This is a genomic window from Pelagibacterium sp. 26DY04, assembly GCF_031202305.1.
In the GTDB taxonomy this organism is placed as follows: Bacteria; Pseudomonadota; Alphaproteobacteria; order Rhizobiales; family Devosiaceae; genus Pelagibacterium.
The window spans coordinates 2952586-2973955 of record NZ_CP101731.1 but is presented as its reverse complement, the minus strand read 5'-3'; the positions used below and the strand labels follow the sequence as shown (position 1 = coordinate 2973955).

General features: G+C 62.0%; 23 protein-coding genes. 7 read left to right on the top strand and 16 right to left on the bottom strand.

The window, feature by feature from the left end; translation table 11 throughout:
- The first annotated feature begins 3 nt into the window (after nucleotides 1-3).
- Both NO932_RS14695 and NO932_RS14690 read left to right on the top strand, forming a co-directional pair.
- Nucleotides 4-1050 (top strand): sn-glycerol-3-phosphate ABC transporter ATP-binding protein UgpC, encoded by a 1047-nt coding sequence (locus NO932_RS14695; RefSeq protein ID WP_309208031.1) that lies wholly within the window; start codon nucleotides 4-6, stop codon nucleotides 1048-1050.
- 10 nt (nucleotides 1051-1060) lie between these two features.
- Nucleotides 1061-1750 carry a hypothetical protein gene (locus NO932_RS14690; protein WP_309208030.1) on the top strand — a complete coding sequence of 230 codons (690 nt, stop codon included), beginning with the start codon at nucleotides 1061-1063 and terminating at the stop codon, nucleotides 1748-1750.
- Between the two features lie 15 nt (nucleotides 1751-1765).
- Here the strand turns inward: NO932_RS14690 and NO932_RS14685 are convergent, their stop codons facing one another.
- From NO932_RS14685 to NO932_RS14660, 6 genes are all read right to left on the bottom strand, one after another.
- Nucleotides 1766-2590 (bottom strand): sulfite exporter TauE/SafE family protein, encoded by an 825-nt coding sequence (locus tag NO932_RS14685; RefSeq protein ID WP_309208029.1) that lies wholly within the window; start codon nucleotides 2588-2590, stop codon nucleotides 1766-1768.
- 60 nt (nucleotides 2591-2650) lie between these two features.
- Nucleotides 2651-3367 (bottom strand): fumarylacetoacetate hydrolase family protein, encoded by a 717-nt coding sequence (locus NO932_RS14680; protein WP_309208028.1) that lies wholly within the window; start codon nucleotides 3365-3367, stop codon nucleotides 2651-2653.
- Between the two features lie 2 nt (nucleotides 3368-3369).
- Entirely contained in the window at nucleotides 3370-4122 is a 753-nt protein-coding gene (locus NO932_RS14675) for an ABC transporter permease subunit (RefSeq protein ID WP_309208027.1), read from the bottom strand.
- 3 nt (nucleotides 4123-4125) lie between these two features.
- Complete coding sequence (locus tag NO932_RS14670; RefSeq protein WP_309208026.1) at nucleotides 4126-4935, bottom strand: ABC transporter ATP-binding protein; 810 nt, start codon at nucleotides 4933-4935, stop codon at nucleotides 4126-4128.
- Nucleotides 4932-5759 carry an ABC transporter permease subunit gene (locus tag NO932_RS14665; RefSeq protein WP_309160242.1) on the bottom strand — a complete coding sequence of 276 codons (828 nt, stop codon included), beginning with the start codon at nucleotides 5757-5759 and terminating at the stop codon, nucleotides 4932-4934. Before NO932_RS14665 ends, NO932_RS14670 begins: the two co-directional genes overlap by 4 nt.
- A 65-nt stretch (nucleotides 5760-5824) precedes the next feature.
- The gene (locus tag NO932_RS14660) at nucleotides 5825-6814 is read right to left on the bottom strand and encodes an ABC transporter substrate-binding protein (RefSeq protein ID WP_309208025.1); all 990 of its coding nucleotides are present in this window, start codon (nucleotides 6812-6814) and stop codon (nucleotides 5825-5827) included.
- Between the two features lie 300 nt (nucleotides 6815-7114).
- Here NO932_RS14660 and NO932_RS14655 point away from each other — a divergent pair, with 300 nt between their 5' ends.
- Nucleotides 7115-7822 carry an FCD domain-containing protein gene (locus NO932_RS14655; RefSeq protein ID WP_309163721.1) on the top strand — a complete coding sequence of 236 codons (708 nt, stop codon included), beginning with the start codon at nucleotides 7115-7117 and terminating at the stop codon, nucleotides 7820-7822.
- A gap of 14 nt (nucleotides 7823-7836) precedes the next feature.
- On the opposite strand, the gene NO932_RS14650 is transcribed toward NO932_RS14655, so the two are convergent.
- The 4 genes from NO932_RS14650 to NO932_RS14635 all read right to left on the bottom strand — a co-directional run bounded on the left by NO932_RS14650 (nucleotide 7837) and on the right by NO932_RS14635 (nucleotide 12317).
- On the bottom strand, nucleotides 7837-8430 hold the full coding sequence (locus NO932_RS14650) for a hypothetical protein (RefSeq protein ID WP_309208024.1): 594 nt from the start codon (nucleotides 8428-8430) through the stop codon (nucleotides 7837-7839).
- Between the two features lie 119 nt (nucleotides 8431-8549).
- Nucleotides 8550-9797: a flavin-dependent oxidoreductase gene (locus NO932_RS14645; protein WP_375142888.1), complete on the bottom strand. Its 1248-nt coding sequence runs from the start codon at nucleotides 9795-9797 to the stop codon at nucleotides 8550-8552.
- A gap of 134 nt (nucleotides 9798-9931) precedes the next feature.
- Complete coding sequence (locus NO932_RS14640) at nucleotides 9932-10399, bottom strand: DUF3237 domain-containing protein (RefSeq protein ID WP_309208022.1); 468 nt, start codon at nucleotides 10397-10399, stop codon at nucleotides 9932-9934.
- Between the two features lie 130 nt (nucleotides 10400-10529).
- A complete protein-coding gene (locus NO932_RS14635) occupies nucleotides 10530-12317 on the bottom strand; it encodes a 5'-nucleotidase C-terminal domain-containing protein (RefSeq protein WP_309208021.1) in 1788 nt (595 codons plus the stop codon).
- A gap of 182 nt (nucleotides 12318-12499) precedes the next feature.
- Between NO932_RS14635 and NO932_RS14630 the strand changes: the two genes are divergently transcribed.
- Genes NO932_RS14630 through NO932_RS14615 form a run of 4 tightly spaced genes read left to right on the top strand, consistent with a single transcriptional unit; the run spans nucleotide 12500 to nucleotide 15119 of the window.
- Complete coding sequence (locus tag NO932_RS14630) at nucleotides 12500-12703, top strand: hypothetical protein (RefSeq protein WP_309208020.1); 204 nt, start codon at nucleotides 12500-12502, stop codon at nucleotides 12701-12703.
- Between the two features lie 4 nt (nucleotides 12704-12707).
- Nucleotides 12708-14675 (top strand): protein-L-isoaspartate(D-aspartate) O-methyltransferase, encoded by a 1968-nt coding sequence (locus NO932_RS14625; RefSeq protein WP_309208019.1) that lies wholly within the window; start codon nucleotides 12708-12710, stop codon nucleotides 14673-14675.
- Nucleotides 14676-14706: 31 nt separating this feature from the next.
- Nucleotides 14707-14940, top strand: coding sequence for a hypothetical protein (locus tag NO932_RS14620; RefSeq protein WP_309208018.1), 234 nt, complete (start codon nucleotides 14707-14709; stop codon nucleotides 14938-14940).
- Entirely contained in the window at nucleotides 14937-15119 is a 183-nt protein-coding gene (locus NO932_RS14615; protein ID WP_375142765.1) for a hypothetical protein, read from the top strand. Before NO932_RS14620 ends, NO932_RS14615 begins: the two co-directional genes overlap by 4 nt.
- Before the next feature lie 27 nt (nucleotides 15120-15146).
- Here NO932_RS14615 and NO932_RS14610 read toward each other — a convergent pair whose 3' ends face one another.
- Genes NO932_RS14610 through NO932_RS14585 form a run of 6 tightly spaced genes read right to left on the bottom strand, consistent with a single transcriptional unit; the run spans nucleotide 15147 to nucleotide 21357 of the window.
- Complete coding sequence (locus NO932_RS14610; protein WP_309208016.1) at nucleotides 15147-15917, bottom strand: TIGR04290 family methyltransferase; 771 nt, start codon at nucleotides 15915-15917, stop codon at nucleotides 15147-15149.
- A complete protein-coding gene (locus NO932_RS14605; RefSeq protein ID WP_309208015.1) occupies nucleotides 15914-16948 on the bottom strand; it encodes an SDR family oxidoreductase in 1035 nt (344 codons plus the stop codon). Before NO932_RS14605 ends, NO932_RS14610 begins: the two co-directional genes overlap by 4 nt.
- Before the next feature lie 10 nt (nucleotides 16949-16958).
- Complete coding sequence (locus tag NO932_RS14600; protein WP_309208014.1) at nucleotides 16959-18083, bottom strand: glycosyltransferase; 1125 nt, start codon at nucleotides 18081-18083, stop codon at nucleotides 16959-16961.
- Entirely contained in the window at nucleotides 18080-19177 is a 1098-nt protein-coding gene (locus NO932_RS14595) for a glycosyltransferase (RefSeq protein ID WP_309208013.1), read from the bottom strand. The genes NO932_RS14600 and NO932_RS14595 overlap by 4 nt, the downstream gene beginning before the upstream one ends.
- Entirely contained in the window at nucleotides 19174-20289 is a 1116-nt protein-coding gene (locus NO932_RS14590) for a glycosyltransferase (protein WP_309208012.1), read from the bottom strand. Before NO932_RS14590 ends, NO932_RS14595 begins: the two co-directional genes overlap by 4 nt.
- 12 nt (nucleotides 20290-20301) lie before the next feature.
- Entirely contained in the window at nucleotides 20302-21357 is a 1056-nt protein-coding gene (locus tag NO932_RS14585) for a glycosyltransferase family 4 protein (RefSeq protein WP_309208010.1), read from the bottom strand.
- Nucleotides 21358-21370 lie beyond the last annotated feature (13 nt).

The following is a 21370-nucleotide window of genomic DNA, read 5'->3' as shown; positions in this document are numbered from 1 at the left end:
CCCATGGCTTCCGTTACACTTTCCGACGTCAGAAAATCCTACGGCAAGGCCGAAGTGATCCACGGGGTGGACGTTTCCATCGCCGATGGCGAGTTCGTCGTTCTTGTCGGCCCCTCGGGCTGTGGGAAATCGACACTGCTGCGCATGCTCGCAGGGCTGGAAACGATCAGTGGCGGCACGATCGAGATCGGCCACACCGTGGTCAACGATCTCGAGCCCAAGCAGCGCGATATCGCCATGGTCTTCCAGAATTACGCGCTTTATCCGCATATGACCGTTGCGGCCAATATGGGCTTCTCGCTCGAACACCGGGGCACGTCCAAAGCCGAGATTGCCGAGCGGGTGCAATGGGCAGCAGGTATCCTGGGGCTTGGCGATTATCTTGAGCGTTATCCGCGTCAGCTTTCGGGCGGTCAGCGCCAACGCGTCGCCATGGGACGGGCCATCGTGCGCAATCCGCTGGTGTTTTTGTTCGACGAACCGCTTTCCAATCTCGATGCCAAGCTGCGCGTGGTGATGCGCGGCGAGATCAAGGCGCTGCATCAGCGGCTGAAAACCACGACGGTTTACGTGACGCACGACCAGGTCGAGGCCATGACCATGGCCGACAAGATCGTGGTGCTCAATGGCGGCCGGATCGAACAGGTCGGTGCGCCGCTCGAGCTTTACGATCGGCCGGCCAACCAGTTCGTTGCGGGGTTTATCGGTTCGCCGGCCATGAATTTCATCCCGGGCTCGATCGGTCCGGACGGTTTTGCCGCCGACGGCATCGTCCTGCCGCTGCCCGCCCCGGTGGCGGCTCGAGGCGACGCAATTTATGGCATCCGGCCCGAACATTTCGTGCTTTCGTCCGATGGGCTGGCTGCCGAAGTGCTGGTGGTCGAGCCGATGGGGTCGGAAACCCAGGTGACCATGAAGCTCGGCACGGCTCAGGTGATCGGCGTGTTCCGCGAACGCGTGGCTGCTCTGCCCGGCGAGACGATCTTCGTGGTCCCTGAGGTTCCGCTGGTCCATCTGTTCGATGCCGAAACCGGCGCTCGCATCAACTGAAAGCTTTGCGATGACCGACCATTTCCATGCCGCTCTCAAGAGCGGAGCGTTTCCCATAGCCGTCTCTTTGCCGCGTCACGACATGGCGCTGGCCGAGGCGGCGCGGGATGCGGGGGCAGATGCGCTCAAGCTGCACCTTAACGCCTATCATCGCGCCTCGGGAACGACCTTTGGCTCGTTCGAGGAGGAGCGGCCGTTCATTGAAGCGGTGGCAAGTCTCGGTCTGCCGCTGCTGGTGATGGCCGGACAGGAAACTGTGCCGAGCGCGGGGGAAATGGAGGCGCTCGCCGATTTGGGGTTTGAGGGCTTCAACGTCTATTTCGCGCATATGCAACCGCATCTTCTCGCTTGCCGGCTGCGGCCGATGCCGGCCATGGCCGACACGAGCACGGAGGCGGATCTGGCAGAGATGAATGCGCTGCCCGGCGCGATCATCGAAGCGTCAATCGTGCCCTTTTCCGCCTATGGCACCCCGCTCGATGAAGCCGATCTCGATGCCTACCGTGCCATTGCGCAAAAGAGCGCCGCCCCAGTTATCGCCCCGAGCCAAAAGCGCTTCGTGCCCGGGGATACGGCTCGGCTCAGAGAGGCTGGTATCGCGGGCGCGTTGCTGGGCGTCGTGGTCACTGGTGATACGCCCGACGGCCTGCATGATGCGGTCGCGCCTATTGTGCAGGCAGCGCGGCAGATGCGGCACTAGCAGCCAGTCATTGCCCTACCAGATGCTGGTGATCATCCGTATCGAGGTGATGGCGAGGAAGGCGGCGAAGCACCAGCGCAGGGCGAGTTGAGGAATGGAATGAGCGATCCTCACGCCGAGCGGGGCGGTGAGCATCGAGGTGGGAATGATGGCGATGAGGCCGGCGAGATTGACATAGCCCAGCGAAAAGGGCGGCAAGTTCTCGGCGCCCAGGCCGAACAGGGCATAGCCGATGGTGCCGGGAATGGCGATGATCAGCCCGATCGCGGCGGCCGTGCCGACGGCGAGGCGGATGGGATAGGTGAAAAACGAGAGGATGGGCACCGCGAGCGTGCCGCCGCCGATCCCCATCATTACCGAGATCAGCCCGATGACCATCGAAAGGAACTGCTTGAGCGGCGTCTTTGGCATCGGCCTGGGGGCGACATTGTCGGCGGGTTTGAACGCCATGTTGATGGCGACCAGCGCCGCGATCACCGCAAAGACCAGTGTGAGCACGGCGCCCGAGACGTTGCCACCGACCACGGTTCCCAAAACCACGCCCAATGCGATCCAGGGCCCCCAGCTTTTGAGCAATGCGGTATCGACGCTGCCGCGCTTCCAATGGGAACGGGCCGAGATAAAGCCGGTGAAGATGATGGTGGCAAGGGAGGTGCCCACAGCTACGTGCATGCGCACCGCTTCGGATATGTCGAGCGCCAGGAATACGAAAAACAGCACCGGCACGATGACAATGCCGCCGCCCACGCCGAGCAGGCCGGAGACGATGCCGGCAACAGCGCCGGTCGCGATCAGGATGCCGAGCAGGAACAGTGCTTGGCCGGGGTCGACGTCGAACATGGATGTTGAACCTTGAGGGAAAGAGGCGGAGCACGTGGGGCGCTCCGCCGGGAAGGGAGATCAGACGACCTTTACGGTGATCTCGCCAACGCTATCGATGCTGGCGACGATAGTGTCGCCGCGCTCGACGGCGCCGACGCCCGAGGGGGTGCCGCTCATGATCACGTCGCCGGGCTGGAGCGTGAAGTAGCGCGAAAGGATCGAGATCATTTCCGGTACTTTCCAGAGCATCTGGTTGAGATCGCCTTCCTGGCGCGTCTGGCCATTGACCGCCAGGGCGACTCTCCCCTGGTCGGGATGGCCGATACGACTGGCGGGAACCAGAGAGCCGCAGGGAGCAGATGCCTCGAAGCTCTTGGCGACCTCCCAGGGGCGGCCGAGCTTTTTGGCTTCGCCTTGGAGATCGCGGCGGGTCATGTCGAGCCCGACGCCATAGCCATAGACGTGGTCAAGCGCGTCATCGACGGCAATATCGGTGCCGCCCTTGGAGAGCGCGACGACCATTTCGACCTCGTGATGCACGTCCGAGGTTTCCGTGGGATAAGGGAAGGTGCCGTCAGTAATCACCGCCGCTCCGTGCTTGAAAAAGAAGAAGGGCGGCTCCTTGTCGGGATCGTGGCCCATCTCGACGGCATGGGCGGCGTAGTTGCGACCGATGCAGAAGATGCGGTTGACCGGGAAAAGTTCGCTCGAACCTTCGACCGGCAGGGTCGGGATCGGGTTGGGGGCGATCACGAAACCGGCGGTCGGATTGGCCCTGAGTGCACTTTCGCTCATTTTTAGCTCCTAACGTGTGCGTAGTATTCGATGCGTTTTTCCAGCCGGCCGACAAGGTCCGCCATGGTCAAGGCAAAGGTGAACAGAAGGACGACGAGCGCCCAGAAATGGCTCATCAGGAAGTTCTGCTGATAGAGCGAGAACAGCGCGCCAACGCCGATGATCGACACCAGCAACTGGCCGATGACAACGCCCTTGACGCCGCGGACCATGCCGAGCCGGATGCCGGCGAGGATTTCGGGCAGGGCGGCGAGCAGCACGATCCTGGCGCGCTCCCGGCGATTGGCGCCGAACGAGCGGGACATCTCGATCAATGATGGCGAGATGTTCTGAACCCCAGCGCGGGTATCGAGGACAATGATCCAGACGGCGAACATAAAGACCGTGACGACCACTGTGGGCGTGCCCAGGCCGAACAGGATCATGAAGATGGGGACCAGCGCCGACAGAGGAGCCGAGAGGAAGATGTTGACCCACATGTTGAGCATGTTGTCGATGGGCTTGAAGAGCCCCATCAGAATGCCGATGGAAATCCCCACGACGAGGGACAGCGCCATGCCCAGGGCGTAGGATGAAAGAGTGATCCAGACGGCCTCGGCAAAGCTTCTGGCGGTGACGACCTCGGCCATGGCGACGAGCACCGAGGAAAAGGGCGGGAACAGCATCAGCAGTTCGAGCTGGCCCACGATCTCCCAGATGATCAGCCAGACGACCAGAGAGGCCATTCTGGGTACTCTATGTCCGAACAGGGTCATGGCTCAGTCCACGTATTTCTTGATGCCGTGCCAGATGTCCTCCACCGTCTCGAGGTAAACCTCGTTGCGGCGCAGGGCATCGGGACCGATATCGCCGGGAATGTCGGGATCGATGATCTCGGACACCCGGCCGGGGCGCGGGGAGAGCAGGACAATGCGGTCCGAGACGTAGACGGCTTCTTCGATCGAGTGGGTGACGAAGATAAAGGTCTTCTTTTCCACTTCGCGCAGGCGGATCAGATCCTCCTGGAACTTGCGGCGGGTTTGTTCGTCCACGGCCGAAAAAGGCTCGTCCATCAAAAGGACGTCGGCATTCACCGACAGGGCGCGGGCGAGGCCGACGCGCTGGCGCATGCCGCCCGAGAGCTGGTGCGGATAGCTTTTCTGGAAGCCGTCGAGGCCCACTTGCTTGACATAGTGGTTGGCGATCTCTTCGCGCTCGCGTTTGGCCTTGCCCTGCATCTTAAGGCCGAAGGCGGCGTTTTCGAGCACGCTCGCCCAAGGCAGGAGCGCAAAGTCCTGAAACACGAATGCGCGCTCGGGGCCCGGTGCCGTTACGGGCTTGCCATTGACGAGGATTTCGCCATGGGTGGCCGGCAGCAGCCCGGCGATGATCTTGAGCAAGGTGGTTTTGCCGCAGCCCGATGGCCCCAGAAGGCTGGTCAACTGCCCGGTCTGGAAGTCGAGATTGATGTCCTTGAGCGCCACCACCTCGGTGCCATAGACCTTGGAGACGTTACGCACCTCGATGATCTTGTTCGATCCCACGGGCTGGGCTCCGTTCTCGATTGTTTCGGCACTTGCGAGTTTCATTTCACACTCCGTTTTTCCGGGCGGAACAGCAGGGTTTCGATCCATTGCAGCACGCCAACGGCGAGCACCGCGAACAGGACGATCGAGGCGATGGTTGCGTACATGTGGGCGAAATTGGCCACCGAGCGGTGGAAGGTGATGAGGTCGCCGATGCCGGTCGGGGTGATCAGCAGTTCGGCAAGCACGACGCCCGAAAACCCCTCTGCGACGCCGAGCCGGATGCCGGCGAACATCATGGGGCTGGCGGCGGGAATGACCACATACCAGATCTGCTGGCGCCGGTTGCCCATGAAGGAATGGCACATGGAAACAAGCGAGCCGGGCACGTTGCGGACGGCCTTGTAGGAGTTGATGGTGATGACCGGCATGGCGAGCATCACGACGGCCACGACCTTGGCGGCAAGACTGATGCCGTAGATGAAGGTCACCAGGGGGATGAGCGCCGCCATAGGGGCGGCCTGCATGACGATGAAGATCGGCAAGGCCAGCCATTCGACATCTTCGCGCAAACCCATGGCCACGCCCATGGTGACACCGACGAGAAGAGAAAAGGCGAGACCGATCAGCAGCGGCTCGACCGTGCGCAGATAGGCCATGCCCATGGAGCCATCGGCCAGCATGGACCAGAAGGCTGCCACGGTGGCCGAGAAGGTCGGGAACGAGAAATTGAACCCCGAGCGGCCCGCCAGTTCCCAGGCGAGGGCGAACAGGGCGATCGAAAGCAGTTTCCAGATCAGAGGCACTTCCACGAGGCGGGCCAGAAAGCCGGGGGCGTCAGATCGGTCACGCAGCAGGGCGGCATCGGCCGTGTGCAGGCTAGACATGAAGTCACCAGAAGCTCGAGAAAAAGAGAGGGGCAGGCCAGGCGATTCAGACCGGCCCCTCATGCTTACTGTCGTGCGGCGTCCAGAGGGCCGAAGTCCCAGAACATCGAAACATCGGTTTCGCCCTCGGGTGCGGTAACCTGACCGGCGGCAACGAGGAATTCGAGGTCGTCGGTCACATCCTCGGGCGTGCCCCCGCCCAGCGGGAGTACACCGCCCTCGACGGCCTCGGTGTAGAAGGCCGCGACATCGCCGGCTGCTTCCGCCGGAAGATCGGGCAGAAGATCGTATTGCTCGCGCCATTCGGCGACGCGTTGGGGATTTTCGTTGATGTCTTCCCAGGTGCCGAGCAGTTCCTCGACGAAGACGGCGACGTCCTCGCTGCGGCTTTCCAGGAAATTGGTGTTGGCATAGAGCGCTTCGTCGGTGGCATTGACGCCTTCGACGGGCAATTGCACGAACTTGCCCGGCGCTTCTTCCTCAAGCAACCGCATGGAGGCGGCATCGACGATCGTGGCGTTGATCGTACCCTGCAATAGCGCACCTGCCCGTACTTCGGCGCCCGGAACGTAGCTGAGGTTTGAGAACTGGATGCCATGCTGGCTTTCCATGAGCCGCATCAGCGCTTCGGTGCCCGAGCCGCGTGAGTGAACGGTGACCTCCTGGCCATCGAGGTCTTCCCAGCCCGAATAGACTTCGGAATTGACCACCGGGAAGAACAGAAGCGTGGTCATCCTGTAGAACATGCGGATCGGGGCGTTGGAATTCTGAATAAAGGCATAGGGCGCGCCAACTCCGATATCGGCCTGTCCGCCGACCACGGCCTGGCTTGCGACATCCTCGGAATTGAAGAATGTGAGCTCCATGGGCACGCCGCGTTCCTTGGTGCGCTCCATGGCGACAAGGAGCCCCAGGCTTTCGACGCTTGCGATATCGCCCATGGCGACACGCATCGGCGCTTCCTGGGCCCAGGCAGGCAGGGCGCTGAGCGAGATGCCGGCCATCATGGTCACCGAGACCATGGCGCTCGCCAAGATGTTGCGGGTTGTTTTCATAAGTTCCTCCTCCCTTACGAAATGACTTTCCGGAGAGGGTGGCCCTCCTTGCGCGCAACCAAATCCGGAATGGTTTGATGATTTCATCAAATTGGTTGAAGGTCAACTGCCCTTTGGTGAGAGCGGTGCTTGGAGAAGGGTTCTGTGTAAATAATTGAAATATAGCGATAATGATGAACTTATTTGGCCCATTTTTGCTTTTGCCGTGTTTCGTGTAATCCGAAATGGTCGCGTCGATTGGATTGACACAAGCGAAAATCCGGCTAGGTTGCGGATAACCAATCGAAATTGGTTTAGGCGATGGATATTGCAGACGATCACGATACGAGTGGCGAGGGCAACGGTGCGACCCTGGTGCAGTTGCGTGCCTGGCTGACCCGCCACAACTTTCCGCCCAACACGCGTCTTCCGGCCGAACGCGAGCTTTCCGAACAGCTCGGAGTTTCGCGGGCGGATCTAAGAAAGGCGCTGGCGACGCTGGAGGCGGAAGGCCAACTCTGGCGGCATGTGGGCAAGGGCACCTTTACCGGCAGTCGGGCGATAGAAGTGCTCAGCCTGGCCGAGATCGACCGGGAAACCAATCCCGCCGAGGTTATGCGTACCCGGCTCCTGATCGAGCCGATCATTGCCCGGGAAGCGGCGCTCAATGCCACATCACGCCATGTGGAAGCCATGCATCGCTGCGTCCAGCGCACGCGCCGGGCGGGCACATGGCGCCAATATGAGGCGGCGGACAACGAGCTGCACCGATGCATCGCCGAAGCGACGGACAACCGGCTGTTGCTGGCCTTGTTCGACGCGCTCAACGCCGTCCGACGTGCGGTGGTGTGGGGAATGCTCCGCTCCAACGCGGACCGTCCGCCAGCCGATCACCATTCCTTCGCCGAGCATGACCGCATCATTACGGCCATCGAGCAGCGCGACCTAGAAGGGGCGGGGCAGGCGATGTATCAGCACCTCCGCGCGGTCGAGCGCCATCTCCTGGAGCCGCCATCGGCCGGTCAGTAGGAAGCGATCAGTGCTTAGTCCCGCTTCCGCAGGCCAAGAATGGCGGCTTTTTCTTCTTCGGGGTTCATGCACAGTTCGCCATTGCCGCGCTCGACAAGAAAACCGCTGGCCAGCAGGTAGTCGAGTATGACGTCGGCGGTCTTGGCGTGGACCTTGCGCCAATGGCCGATCGCCGTTTCGGCCTCACTCAGCAATCGCTCGCGGGTGAAGATCGGAGTCTGTTGAAAAAGGGTCAGGCTTATGGCTGCGGCTTTTACCACCTCGGGCCCCGATTTTGCCTCCAGCATTTCGATGATCTGCCGGATAGAGGGCCTTTCCTTGTTTCGGAAGCGCTCGGGCCGCGTCTCCTGCGGTGCCTCGGGCTGTTCGGCGGGCGTGGCGTCGGCTTCGCCCGCGATCTCGGCCAATAACTTGGTCATGATCGGCAGCACCTTCGTGTCGAAATACTGGACCGAGACGGCGGCGCTCACACTGATGCCGTTTTTCGCAAGGCTAAATTGAACGCGGTCGGGCTGGGCCGGCTTTTTCTCCTGGCTCTCCGGGCGCTCGGTTTCTTCGTTCATGAGGGCGAAGGCGTGGCGGGTGTTGGAATCCATGGTGCGCGGCATCGATGGTGCTTGGGAGACCCATCCTGCCTAGGTCGATTTGCAGGCCGCGCGTAGGCCCACAATCGCCTTATGGTTTCCAAGTGGTAAATCTTCACAAGCGCCAGGCCCCTGCCGGGCAATCAGGCGGGAACGGGCTCGGCGAGGGAGCGGCCGGCAGGAATGGTCGGACCGGCGGTGTTGAGCTGTTCGACGGCAAAGCCGGCGGCCGACTTGTACTTGGCCATGAACGCGCTGCGCTCCTCGGCTGGGATCACATCATCGATATTGTCGAAAACGCCGCCGCAGCGCTCATCGACGATATTGAGAAGGCCAAAGGGACCAGCGCTGCGGTTGCGCAAGATGACTTCGGAAATCGGCCCACAGAGCTTCTCGTTATATACTGCGAGCGCGGAAGGGTTTACGCCCTTGTCGAGGATAGCTGCCCCCAGCACGCGCGCATCGACAATGGCCTGGCTGGCTCCGTTCGAGCCGGTCGGATACATCGCGTGTGCGGCATCGCCCATCAGCACAACCGGTCCGTCCTGCCAGGTATCGACGGGATCGCGGTCGATCATGGGGTTTTCATAGGCAATTTCGGCCCGGCTTAGAAGGTCGGGTACGTCCAGCCATTGATAGCGCCAATCGGCGAAATGGCCGATGAACTCATCGATTTCGACAGGCCGGAACCAGCCGCTGTTCTTCCATCCATCGGCACTGTCGAGTGTGCGTTCGGCAATCCAGTTGACGGTCGCCAGCCCGGTATCGGGATCGACGGGAGAAATTGGATAAAAGACCAGCCGGTGCCGGTGCGTGCCAAAGCCCACAAAGGACGATCCCGTGCGGATCGGGCGCGCCTTGGTGGTGCCGCGCCACATGATGGCGCCTCCCCAGTTGATGGGAGGCTGATCGGGATGCATCTGGGCGCGAATTTCCGAATGGATACCATCCGCCGCAATCAGCAACGTGCCAGATTCGTTGGTCGCTGTTCCATCTGTAAGCCGGATGTGGGCCGATACCGTGCCATCAGGAGCGATGTCGTAACCAGTGACCTTGTGCCCGAGCTTGACGCAATCGGGGCCGGCCCGTTCGATCAGCTTGCGGTAAAGCAGCATATGGAGCCTGCCGCGGTGGGCCGAATATTGCGGCCATTTGTAACCGGCGAGCAGCCCGCGTGGTTCGGAATAGATATCGTTGCCGTTGAGCCCGACCAGCGCCCATTCCTTGGAGGGAACGCCGATGGTGTCGAGATCGTCGGGGCCGATACCCAGGTCGTAAAGCTCGCGGACGGCATTGGGCTGCAGGTTGATGCCCACGCCGAGCGGCGCCAATTCGCGAACCGACTCAAAGACGGTGAAAGGCACGCCGATCTGGTGCAGCGTCAGCGCCATGGCCAAACCGCCAATGCCGCCGCCGGCGATGATTACGCGTGGTTCGCTCACCCTGTTTTCCTTGTAAGCACTGTTGTTTTGGCCCGGTAGTATAGAATCGGGCCGCTCCTGTCCAATCGGCCTAAGGTCGAGTGCTATTGCACGATGTAGAGATCGATGTGGACGGCGCTGGCCAGCCGCGCGCCCGTGCCCACAAACATGGTCTTGTTGATCCAGGCGTAGCCGGGATGGCCGGTTTCGAGCCGAGCGCCCGAGCGCATGTAGTAGGATTGCGGCGGACACGGCTCGCCGGCGGCGAGTTTGGCAATCACGTCAGAAGGGCCATGACGCACACCGAAATTGCGGATTTCGATCACCGCGCCGTCGTCGGTTTCGAAGGCATAGCGCGCGTCGAGTTCGGCGACCCCGCCGTCGAGAACGGTTTGCCAGTCGGCCCCGATATCGAGAATGCGCCCGGAGATATCCGGACCATGGACGCGTCCGCCCTTGATGGGAATGACGCGGCGGGTGCCGCTGATGGCTGGCCCGACGTCCAGGGGCTTGGAGAGATCGACTTCGAGCGTGCAGAAAAAGGTGAGCGTGGGGGTGGGTAAGGACGGCAAAAATCTACTCCTGAAACGAAACCCGGCCGACAAAAGCGACCGGTCGCGAATGCTTGCAGCATTTTGCGACACAGTCGAGCGCTAAGGCATTTCAGGAAAGAAGGGGCGGCCGCAGCCGCCCCTTCTGCGATTAATCGCGAACCGATTTGAGGCTGTATTGGGCAGGATCGATCACCGGAAGCTCGCCATCGGCCAGCGCGTTCTGGAAATATTCGATCAGCGGCACGGCATAAGCCACATGGCTGTCCTCATGGACCGAGGGATCGGCGGCGATCGCCTCGGCGAAGGTGTCGTAACCGTCGCGGCCCAGAGCAGTGAAGGAGTTCGTCGCGACCCTGTAGGTGGCCGCGAGGTCGATTTCACTCCATTCTCCAGAGGTGCGGTCCTTGACCTCTACGTTGAGAATCCGCTCACCCTTGGGCGCCCCTTTGTCCACGTCGAACCGCAGATGAGAAGCATAGGGAAAGGCGCCGGTCGAACCCGAAGTCAGCGAATAGTCGGCGGCATCTTCGAGCACGGAGACCACCTGTTCGCCGGTGAGATCAACGGTGGCGAGGGTGTTGGAGAAGGGGAGCATGGTGTAGGCGTCGGCCACCGTGAATGGTCCGGCGAGGAATTGGCTGCGGACGCCGCCCGAGTTCTGGATGGCGATATCTGCCTGGGGCAGATAGTGCAGGAAGCTGTCGGCGACGTAATAGGCCGCATAGCTTCCGGTCGGGGTTTCTCCGGTTTCGAATGCCTCGGGAATGCGCTCGAAGCCCAGCGTTTCGGTGACCGTGCCGATCTGCTGTGTGCGGAATTCTTCCAGTTCGGTGCTGTAGGGGGCAAGGAGTTCGGTCACCTGAGCCGAAGGTTCGACGACAGCAAGCGTCCGGCTCTTCTCGATGAAGTCGAGGACCTGTGCCTGGGCGGCCTCGTCCAATTCATGAAACTGCTCGTCCTCCCCTTCAGTGCGGAAAGGGCCCTCGACCGGCAGGATGATGTTGCCTTCGGCGCTCAGCACATTGCCATCGCCGTCAAAGGCGACGTCGAGAACGCCCATGCCGTGGGCCATTTCCCAAGCCTGGGCGATGTAAACGGGGGCGCCATCGGAGGAATCCACGATGGTGGGATAGTCTCCGTCGACTTCGAGACCCAGTTGGGCGATTTCGCCGGTGCTGTCGAGCAATTCGTGGGTGTCGCCGCCGATGATCACATCGATGCCGGCAACTTCGGCAGCCAGTTCCTGGTCGAGATCGTAGCCGAGATGGCTGAGGACGATGATCTTGTTGACGCCTTCGGCTTCCAGGGCGGCGATGTGCTCGCGCACCGTCTCGTATTCGGGAGAGAACTCAACCGCCTCGGTCACCATCGAGGATTCCACGGTCTTTTCCACCTTGAGAACGCCGACGATACCGATCTTTTCGCCTTCGACCTCCTTGACGATGTAGGGGAGGAGGTCGGCGCCGTGCAGCGGGCTCGCTTCGGTCGGGTGCACATTGCCGCCCAGGATTGGGAACGTTGCCATGTCGACAAGTTCGCGCAGCAGCTCCTCGCCCTCGTCGAACTCGTGATTGCCGATCTGGTAGGCATCCAGGCCCAGGGCATTGAAGACCTCGAAATCAGCACGGCCCTTGAAGAGGCTGAAATAAAGCGTGCCGTTCAATTCGCCGCTGTTGAGAACGAGCGTCTGGGGCGTGCGCATCTCTTCGATCAGCGTGGCGATACGCGCGAAGCCGCCGAGTTGGGCGCGGACCGGCTGACCATTGATCGTGAGATCGTAGTCACTGCCCTCGAGATGGGAATGATGGTCATTGGTGTGCAGAATCTGGAGCTCGAAGGCGCTTTCCTGCGCCGCAGCGGTTCCTGCCAAGACCCCCGAAATGCCGAGGGTAAAAGCCAACGCGCTCACTGACGTGGAGAGATGGGGAAGGCGCATTCGGGCATCCTTTCAGAATCGGTCGAGAAAGAGAAACGATCGCCTAATGCCCTGTTGTGACGTTGGTATTACGAACCGGTGCCGTGGTGTTCACCTACGATAGCGTAGGGGCATGATCGGCGCCAGGAAAGGGAACGCCGAACGATCCGACCCATTGCTCTAACAGGATATGGAGGTCCATCATGGCACAGCCTCAGTTTGAGAGAGATCCGGCAGAAGGTGGCCTGGATGTCGTCGAGCACGAGCTTGCGCGGCAGGCCCAGCCGTTGCCGGTCATGGCCGAAAAACGCGGAGGGCGCGGATTCGGCCTTGCAGCGGAACTGCTCGTTCTATCGATCGCGGCGGTGGCGCTTATTCTCATCTGGCGTCGACGTCCGACGGCCTAGCGCAATGGCCGATTTCCACGCCGCCCGAAAGAGGATGGTCGAGGCCCATCTGGCCGGACGCGGGATCGAGGACAGACGGGTTCTGGCGGCAATGGGAAAGGTGCCGCGAGAGCGATTCGTCGAACCCGGGATGGAGGAATTTGCCTATTCCGACGCCGCTCTTTCGATCGGGGAGGGGCAGACGATCTCCCAGCCCTATATCGTTGCGCATATGGTCGAAGCTGCCCGCATCGGAGCCGGAGACAAGATTCTGGAGGTCGGAACCGGATCGGGTTACGCGGCGGCTGTCATGGCGGAACTGGCCGAAACCGTTTTTACCATCGAACGCCATGACGCGCTCGCCCAGAATGCCAGTCAGCGCCTTACTTCGCTCGGATACATCAATGTGCATGTTCGGATCGGCGATGGCAGCCTGGGCTGGCCCGACAACGCTCCCTTCGACGCCATCATCGTGGCCGCTGGTGGGCCCGTCGTGCCAGAAGCCCTCAAGGAGCAATTGGCGATCGGTGGCCGCTTGGTCATTCCGGTGGAGAGTGCGTTCGGGCATCAGCGGTTGGTTCGGCTGACGCGGGTTGCCGACGGCAGGTTCGAGGAGGAGGATCTGGGCGGGGTACTCTTCGTGCCGCTGGTGGGTGAGCAGGGGTGGAAAGACGATGCGTGGGCCCCGGCAATCCGCACGAGTCTCGCCGACCGCATCGCAATAATTGCCGAAGACCTGCCTGACCCCGGTGACCCTGCCTTCGGCACCGCGTTCGATCGGTTCGCGGATCGGCGCGTGGTGCTTCTGGGGGAGGCCACACATGGCACGTCGGAATTTTACCGCGCGCGGGCGGCCATCACCCGGCGCCTGGTGGAAAGACACGGCTTTACGATCATTGCCGTGGAGGCCGATTGGCCTGACGCCGCAGCAGTCAACCGTTATGTGCGTCATCGACACGCCCGCGAAGATGCTCCACCGCCTTTTCAGCGATTTCCCGTCTGGATGTGGCGCAACCGGGAGGTGGATGGCCTTCTGCGTTGGCTGCGCGCTTACAATGAGGGTGTCGAATCCGGTAGGCAGGCAGGCTTTTATGGGCTCGATCTTTACAATCTGAGCGCTTCCATCGCTGCGGTTCTGGCCTATCTCGACAGTGTTGATCTGGACGCGGCGGCCGTGGCGCGGGAGCGCTATGGCTGCCTCACGCCTTGGCAGAACGAGCCATCAGCTTATGGTCGCATGGCGCTCTCGGAAGGGTATCGCGGCTGCGAGGAGGCAGTGGTTCGGCAGCTACGCGATATGCTCGACAGCGAACTCCGCTACGCACCAGAGGATGGCGAGGACTATCTCGACGCCGCTCAAAGCGCGCGGCTCGTCGCGTCCTCGGAAAAATACTATCGCGCCATGTACTATGGCGGTTCCGCAAGCTGGAACCTGCGCGACAGGCATATGTTCGAGACGCTCGAGCATTTGCTCGAGGCCAAAGGACCGGCCGCCAAGGCTGTGGTCTGGGCACACAACTCCCATATCGGGGATGCGCGGGAAACGGAGATGGGCAAGGCGCGCGGAGAGCTCAATATCGGGCAGCTCTGCCGCGAGCGGTTCGGGGCTGAAGCGGTGCTTATCGGGTTTTCGACCCATGCGGGGACAGTCGCTGCGGCAAGCGAATGGGACGGGGAGATGGACATCAAAACCGTTCGCCCATCGCTGGACGAGAGCGTCGAACGCTGCTTTCATCTCTCGGGCAAGAGACGGTCGCTTTTCGATTTTGGACAGCATGAAAATGTTGCCCGAGTGCTCGAGGAACCGCGGTTGGAGCGGTTCATCGGCGTTATCTACCGGCCCGAGACCGAGCGCTACAGCCACTATGCCGAAGCGTCGGTCTCAAAGCAGTTCGACGCGCTGGTGTGGTTCGACCAGACTCATGCCATAGCGCCGCTCGCTACGGCCACTCGGCCGGGACACGTGCCGGACACGTTCCCGTTCGGGCTTTGAGATTTCGATGTGAGCCAAGGAGGAGAGCTCGATGTCGCCACCTGCCGAGATGGACAGGGTCCTTGAAAATCTGCCGCTGCGTATCGGCGCCTATGTCCCGGACGATCTTATCGAGGATTGGTTTGCGCCGGGAACCGGGATGAACCCGCCCGCGCCTGCGGCGCTCGAGGCAGCCAAGGCCTATGGCTGGCGGTTCGAATGCGAGTTCAAGCACTATCCTGATCGGAAGGAAGGAGTGTTCTGGAAATGGGTGCCGGCGATATGAGCGAGACTCTCGAGACCAAAGCCCGAAAGGCGGTCATCGACGAGCTTGAACGGCAGGCGGCTGAGAAGCCTGAGACGTTGAGTGTCCGCCGCGATGGCGACCGCGTCAGGGTCGAAGGGGAAATCGATATCGATTCCCTCGTGATGGTGGTCGTAGGCGCGGCGGCCGGTGGGCCCTGAACCGACCCCGAGGCCGTTCCTTAGACTTTAGACCGCAATCGCGGGTGGCGGCTCGACCCACTGAGGGCGATCGACCTTGCGGCATAGATAAACGTCGGGGTCCGCATGAGCCTCGATGGCAAAGCCCGAGCTTCGCAGTGCGGCTTCGCTCCCCGACCGGTTGGGGATGAACCAGTTTGTGGGATCTTCGGCGTAGCGATTTTCGATGAAGCTGAACCTGGGGAAGGCAGGGTTGTCGAAGGGATCGGTCAACGAAAATGCCATGTCCATGGGAATGGCGAGTTGGGTTGGGTCCCCCCGCTGCAGCGTCTGGAACAGCATCAGATCGTCGGCCACATGTTCGTGGATCAGGTCGAGCGCCAATAGCGGGTGGCGGAGGTGATAGAAGACGCCCATGAACAGCACGAGATCGAAGCGCTCGCCGAGCGATGCCAGATCATAGACGGAAAGCTGGCGCAGGTCGGCGTCGAGGTTGAAGGCATCGAACACCAGTTCGGCCTGCGCGACGTAACGAGGATCGGAATCGATGGCGACGATCCTTCCCGCACCGCGCCGCTTCATCTCTAAGGAAAAGAAGCCTGCATTGCAGCCGATGTCGAGGACGCTGCGGCCTTCGAGATCGTCTGGCAGAATGTGCTGAAACTGGTTCCATTTGTCGCGAGGATGGTTGCCCAGCATGTGACCGGGCGCCGTCTGGATGCCGGCGATCTCGATGTTGTGGAACCAGGGCGCCAGCTCGTCAATCCGCCGGGCCAGATCGTGACGCGCCGAGGGGATTTCATCGAAGGCCTTGTTCATCGTGCAGTTGCCTCGGCACGGGTCGCCGACCTGCGGCGTCGGGGAGCTTTCCTCTCTGGCCTGCCCGCAACGCCGAGGGAAAAGTGCGCGATGGTCTGGGCCAGCCCCTTGGCCAAGGGCACGCGAGGTTCCCAGCCCAGGAGAGTTTTGGCGCGGGTTATATCGGGTCGCCGCCGCTGAGGGTCGTCCTTGGGAAGCGGCATATGGACCTTGCGCGATTTCGAGCCGGTTTGCCTGATGACCAGATCGGCAAGCTGATTGATGGTGAATTCGCCGGGATTGCCCAGATTGACCGGTCCGCCGGGATTTTCGTCGGCGAGCATGAGTGCCAGGAGGCCTTCGATGAGGTCCGAGACATAGCAGAACGACCGGGTTTGCTCGCCGGTGCCATAGATGGTCAGCGGCTTGCCCGAAAGTGCCTGCACCACGAGGTTGGAGATGATCCGACCATCATCGGGGCGCATCCGGGGGCCGTAGGTGTTGAAGATGCGGGCGACCCGGGCATCCACCTCGCCGGCGCGCATGGTGTCGAAGCACAGGCTCTCGGCGGCACGCTTGCCTTCGTCATAGCAGGCGCGCGGGCCGGTGCAGTTGACGTGGCCCACATAATCCTCGCGCTGGGGGTGCTGCTCGGGATCGCCATAGACTTCGCTGGTCGAGGCCTGGAGAAACCGGGCGCCATCACGCGCCGCCAAGGTCAAAAGATGCCCAGTCCCGACGACCGACGTCATCATGGTGTGGATGGGGTCCGCCTGGTAGTGCGGCGGCGATGCCGCGCAGGCGAGGTTGAAGACCAGATCGAGACGCTCATCGATGTCGAGCGGCGCGCAGATGTCGTGCTCGATCAGCCTGAAACGCGGGTGGTTGGTGAGGGGCGCAATGTTCTCGCGCGAGCCGGTGAGGAAACTGTCGACGCATATGACGGAGTAACCCCGGTCGAGCAGGCGGTCGCACAAATGCGAGCCGACAAAGCCGGCTCCACCTGCAACCAGCGCGGTGCCGAGGGGGTTGAGGTGAGTTATGGCATTCATGGCAAAATCCTCACGCTAGAAACTGCTGAATTGATCCAAGGCCCGAGCGCGCCTGCGACGCCGCACGCTCGTGGCCGAGGACGAAAAGGAGTTCTTGCGCCCGCTTCTTGCCCGTATGGCCGGCCAAAACGCGCGAACGCGCGGCGTCGGCGATCGAGAGGCGCCAATCTTCGTCGCGGTCGAGCAGCAGGCTCACCACGTCGTCGCTGTCATCGGCCAGAAGGATCGCGCGGCCGTTGGGGAACAGATCGTCCAGGCCGTCCCAGCGATCGCTGATCACCGGTGTCCCGCAGGCAGCAGCCTCAAACAGGCGCACGCTGGGCGAATGGCCGTTGGCGATCATGTCCTGGCGCGTGACGTTGAGGGTGAAGCGCTGGCGCGAGTAAAAAGACGGATGGTTGGCGGGCGGCAAATGATCTATCCGCTCGACATTGTCGGGCCAGTCGATGTCGGTAGGATATTGCGGGCCGGCCACCACGAAACGCATATGGGGCAGACGGCGGGCGGGCTCGATCAGCAGCCTTTCCAGAGCTGGCTGACGGTCTGCACTATAGGTGCCGAGATACCCCAGATCCCAGGCGAGACGTTCGCCGGTGGGACGGTAGCGGTCGGCGTCGACCGTACAATAGAGCGGAAAGGCAGCCTTGGCGCCGTAGCGGTTTTCAAGCGTCGTCAGTGCCGGGCCGCCGGCGAAGGAGAAATAGCCTTCCAGTTCGGGAATCTGGCGCGGAGCGAGATATTCTTGGTCGTTCCTCGCCAGCTTGGCGAGCGTCACCGGCGTATCGATGTCGTAGAACCAGGTCTCGCCGCCACGCAGCTGATTGACGATATCGATGACCTCGACGCCCTCGGGCACATAAGAGCCGATGATCACATGATTTGCGGCCTTGATGGGGCCCGCGAAGGTAGTCGCAAGGTCACTTGCCGCGCCGTAATGGACGAGATCGCAGAAATCGGGATGGGGCAGATCGCGGTTGTCGCGATACCAGGGCACGTCGCGCTCAAGGAACAGGACCGAGTGGCCAAGGGTGGCAAGGCCGCGTAGCAGGCTGCGATAGGTCGTGGCGTGTCCGTTGCCCCAAGAGGAAGACAGCGAAAGTCCGATAAAGACGATGTCGTAGAGAGTGCGCTTCATTGGGCGGCCTCCCGAGGTCGATCCGCCAGCATGGCGGAAAAGATCGCATTCACCTGTTTGGCGCGCCTGTCATAGGTGTGCTCGCGCAGCACGCGGGCGAGGGCGGCTTCACCAATGCTTGTGGCGGTTTGCGCATCGAGGCTGGAGACGATCTCGGCGACGTCCTTGCCGTCGCGGGCAACAAAGACCTCGCTGCCGGGCGTGAGAAACATATCGATCCCCTCCCAATAATCGGTGATGAGGCATGCTCCGGCGCCGGCCGCTTCGAACACGCGCGTAGCGGGTGAAAAGCCATTGCGCGCCATGGATTCGCGACTGATGTTGAGCACGGCACGGGGTGTGCGGTTGAAAGCGTTGTGGTCGGCGGTGCCCACATGGCCCAGGGCGCGGACATTTTCCGGCATCGGCTTATCCGTCCAGCCCGAGCCGCCAAGAAGGAAGGAGAGGTCCGGGCAATCGACGGCCGCTCTAAGGAAAAACTCCTCGACGCGCTCCTCGCGGTCGGGCAGGCGGTTGCCCAGGAAACCTAGATGCGCCTCGAAACGCGGGTCGGGATCGACGGGAAAATGGGTGTCGGGGTCAAGGGCATTGTAGATCGGAATGCATCGGTCGACGCCGAGTTCGCGGTAGGCGTGCACCACGGGATCGCCGCCGCCATAGGTTAGAACCAGATCGCATGATTGTAGGTGGCGGTGCAGCGGATGGCCCGGTTCGGAGCGCAATTGTGCGAGCGTCGCCGGTGCATCGACGTCCCAGAAGATGATGAGCGCGTCGTCGCGCACTTTCCCTAGGACGCGCTCGAAAATGATGTCGTCTGCAAAGCCGACGCCGGACGCCTTGACGACGATATCGGCCTTGCCGGCCTCGTCGGTTACCTGCTGCACGCCTTCGGATGTGGCGGGGTAGACGACGACTTCGCACCACTCTGGTGGCTCGATGTCGCGATGGCTCTGTCGGTCATAGGCGTCCGGTTCGTAAAAGGTCGTGCGGTAGCCGAGCTCGGACAGTGCCTTGATCAATCCGCGGTAGTAGGTGGCCGCGCCGTTCCAGTAGGACGACACAAGGCTCGACCCATAAAATGCGATCCTTGTCATGCTGCCCCCCTGGTGGCTGCGCCATTGCCATCGAGCTGGCGGACGATGTCGAAAAGCTGGTCGACGCGGTGGGCGCAGGTGTGCCTGTTTCGAATGGTTTCGAGCCCGCATTGGGCCAGCGCGCGGCCGCGCTCAGGGTCGGCAAGAAGGTCTCGCATATGGGCCCGCACCTCCTCGCCGTTGCGCGCGAAAAGGAAATCCTCGCCCGGGCGGAACAGGTTCTCCTCGTCCCGCCAGGGGGCCGAGATCAGCGGAATGCCACAGGCGAGCGCTTCAAAGACGCGGATCGTGGGAATGCCCGGCAGCGCCTGGACGTAGGGCCGGCGCGGGACGTGAACCGTGAAGCGGTGGTTGGCAAAGACGCGCGGCACTTCGGCATTGGGCAGCCAGCCTTGATAATCCAGACCGGCCTGGGCCAGCAGGTCAATCGCCCGGTCGGGGTAGCGGACGCCATGGACGGTCCCGGTAAGCCCCAGTTCGCGCGCCGGGGCAATCAGGAACTCCTCAAGCTCGGCGGTACGTTCGCCGTCGCCCCAATTGCCGATCCACACAAGATCGCGCTGGCGTTCGATCAGTGGCAGGGGGTGAAAAAGGTCGACATCGGCAGCTTCGTGGAAGGTGAAGACCTGCCGCCCCCGACCGGCGTCGAGATAGCGCTGGCGCAGCGTTTCCCCGAAGGCGAGGATGCCGTCATAGTTTTCCAGCATCAGATCGGCGATCTGGCGTTCGGCCGAAACCGCCCGGTGGTGGGTATCGTGAAAGAGGAGAGTGAAGGTGCCTCCCTCTTTGCGAATGCGCCCGATCTCGGCAATGAGCTCGGGGTCGGTCCACTCGTGAACCATAACCACATCGGCGCCATCGAGCGCCGCGCGATGGTCGAAGCCGGCGCCATATTGCTGGCTGGAAAGGGTGGGAAAGGCTTGGCCGAACCGGGCGGCATAACCTCGCCCGTGAGCCTTTTCGAGATTGGTGCGGCTCCAGGAGTCCTCAGGCTCGAGCGCGAGACAGGAACATCCCTTCGAGGTCAGCACGCGCATCAGTCCACGCAGGAAGTGCGCATTGCCGTGGTTCCAGTCGGAAACCAGTGAGTGGGTATAAAAGACAAAGCGCATCTGGCCTTCCCCTCAATGAACTGTCTGTTGAACGAGGCTGCGATAGAGCGCCCCGACGGCATTGGCCTGCGCCTCGAGCGAATAGACCTCCGAGCGCGCTTGCGCCTTGGCGGCGAGATCGGTGCGCAGCGAGGCGTCGGCGCTCAGGCGGTTGATTGCAGCCGCAAGAGCGTCGGGATTGTGCGGATCGACAAAGAGTGCAGCGCCGTCCCAAAGCTCGCGATAGGTAGGTATGTCAGCGAGCACCAAGGCAGCTCCTGCCCGGGCACCTTCGAGAGGCACCAATCCGAAAGGCTCGTAGATGGAGGGGGAAACGACGATAGCCGCTCCGGCTAGCCACTCGGCCATCTCAGATGTCGACAAAGATCCCAAATGCCGGACATTGGCAAAGGTCCACTGCGCACCATTTGGGCCTTTGCAGGCCCCCGCGGCAGCAATGTGTCGATCAACACGCGATGCGGCTGCGTCGAGAGCGGCGGCATTCTTGCCCTCGTCCCACCAGCGGCCGGCAGCCAGGACGCCGTCGCGTTTTTCGCTCGGCGTCAGCCTTGCACCCGATGAGCCGTTATAGATCACCGAAAGCTGAGGCAGGAGGCCATAGATATCCTCCATTGCGCGGGCGTGGCTATGGGAAGGGGCGATCACGGCATCGGCCACGTCCAGCCCGGCGCGATTGAGATCCTTCTGCCACGACCAGTTTTGCGGACAATCGTCGTTTCGCACTGCGGCGAACCAGGTGGGCACGCAGGAATGAGCGACAACCACCACAGGCAAAGCGGTTCTAAGCCCGGCCGCATGAGTTGGAGCGTTGAGGTGGATGAGATCCACATCGCAAGCCAGGGCCTCGATGGTGCGGGGCAGGCTTTCGAAGGCCGAAGGATCGTCCGCGAGCCAATCGGGGAGTGCATCGAGCCATACCAACTCGCCCAGCGCCTCGGCCTCGTCCCTTTGCGCAGGGCCGGGCACTGGTCCCAGGCTGAGGAAAAGGAACTCCGTTCCCGTGGCCTTGAGTTGGCGTGCGAGGTCCATGGCGTAGCGCCAGACCCCTCCGACGGCATCGACGGTCATGAGCACCCGTTTG

Excerpts from the sequence above, each read along its gene's own strand:
- NO932_RS14605 (WP_309208015.1), bottom strand. The coding sequence starts at position 16,948 with ATGAATGCCATAACTCACCTCAACCCCCTCGGCACCGCGCTGGTTGCA.
- NO932_RS14625 (WP_309208019.1), top strand. The coding sequence starts at position 12,708 with ATGGCCGATTTCCACGCCGCCCGAAAGAGGATGGTCGAGGCCCATCTG.
- NO932_RS14620 (WP_309208018.1), top strand. The coding sequence starts at position 14,707 with ATGTCGCCACCTGCCGAGATGGACAGGGTCCTTGAAAATCTGCCGCTG.
- NO932_RS14590 (WP_309208012.1), bottom strand. The coding sequence starts at position 20,289 with ATGCGCTTTGTCTTTTATACCCACTCACTGGTTTCCGACTGGAACCAC.
- NO932_RS14650 (WP_309208024.1), bottom strand. The coding sequence starts at position 8,430 with ATGCCGCGCACCATGGATTCCAACACCCGCCACGCCTTCGCCCTCATG.
- NO932_RS14600 (WP_309208014.1), bottom strand. The coding sequence starts at position 18,083 with ATGAAGCGCACTCTCTACGACATCGTCTTTATCGGACTTTCGCTGTCT.
- NO932_RS14660 (WP_309208025.1), bottom strand. The coding sequence starts at position 6,814 with ATGAAAACAACCCGCAACATCTTGGCGAGCGCCATGGTCTCGGTGACC.
- NO932_RS14655 (WP_309163721.1), top strand. The coding sequence starts at position 7,115 with ATGGATATTGCAGACGATCACGATACGAGTGGCGAGGGCAACGGTGCG.
- NO932_RS14595 (WP_309208013.1), bottom strand. The coding sequence starts at position 19,177 with ATGACAAGGATCGCATTTTATGGGTCGAGCCTTGTGTCGTCCTACTGG.
- NO932_RS14680 (WP_309208028.1), bottom strand. The coding sequence starts at position 3,367 with ATGAGCGAAAGTGCACTCAGGGCCAATCCGACCGCCGGTTTCGTGATC.
- NO932_RS14630 (WP_309208020.1), top strand. The coding sequence starts at position 12,500 with ATGGCACAGCCTCAGTTTGAGAGAGATCCGGCAGAAGGTGGCCTGGAT.
- NO932_RS14670 (WP_309208026.1), bottom strand. The coding sequence starts at position 4,935 with ATGAAACTCGCAAGTGCCGAAACAATCGAGAACGGAGCCCAGCCCGTG.
- NO932_RS14665 (WP_309160242.1), bottom strand. The coding sequence starts at position 5,759 with ATGTCTAGCCTGCACACGGCCGATGCCGCCCTGCTGCGTGACCGATCT.
- NO932_RS14635 (WP_309208021.1), bottom strand. The coding sequence starts at position 12,317 with ATGCGCCTTCCCCATCTCTCCACGTCAGTGAGCGCGTTGGCTTTTACC.
- NO932_RS14675 (WP_309208027.1), bottom strand. The coding sequence starts at position 4,122 with ATGACCCTGTTCGGACATAGAGTACCCAGAATGGCCTCTCTGGTCGTC.
- NO932_RS14610 (WP_309208016.1), bottom strand. The coding sequence starts at position 15,917 with ATGAACAAGGCCTTCGATGAAATCCCCTCGGCGCGTCACGATCTGGCC.
- NO932_RS14685 (WP_309208029.1), bottom strand. The coding sequence starts at position 2,590 with ATGTTCGACGTCGACCCCGGCCAAGCACTGTTCCTGCTCGGCATCCTG.
- NO932_RS14690 (WP_309208030.1), top strand. The coding sequence starts at position 1,061 with ATGACCGACCATTTCCATGCCGCTCTCAAGAGCGGAGCGTTTCCCATA.
- NO932_RS14585 (WP_309208010.1), bottom strand. The coding sequence starts at position 21,357 with ATGACCGTCGATGCCGTCGGAGGGGTCTGGCGCTACGCCATGGACCTC.
- NO932_RS14615 (WP_375142765.1), top strand. The coding sequence starts at position 14,937 with ATGAGCGAGACTCTCGAGACCAAAGCCCGAAAGGCGGTCATCGACGAG.
- NO932_RS14645 (WP_375142888.1), bottom strand. The coding sequence starts at position 9,797 with ATGGCGCTGACGCTGCACCAGATCGGCGTGCCTTTCACCGTCTTTGAG.
- NO932_RS14695 (WP_309208031.1), top strand. The coding sequence starts at position 4 with ATGGCTTCCGTTACACTTTCCGACGTCAGAAAATCCTACGGCAAGGCC.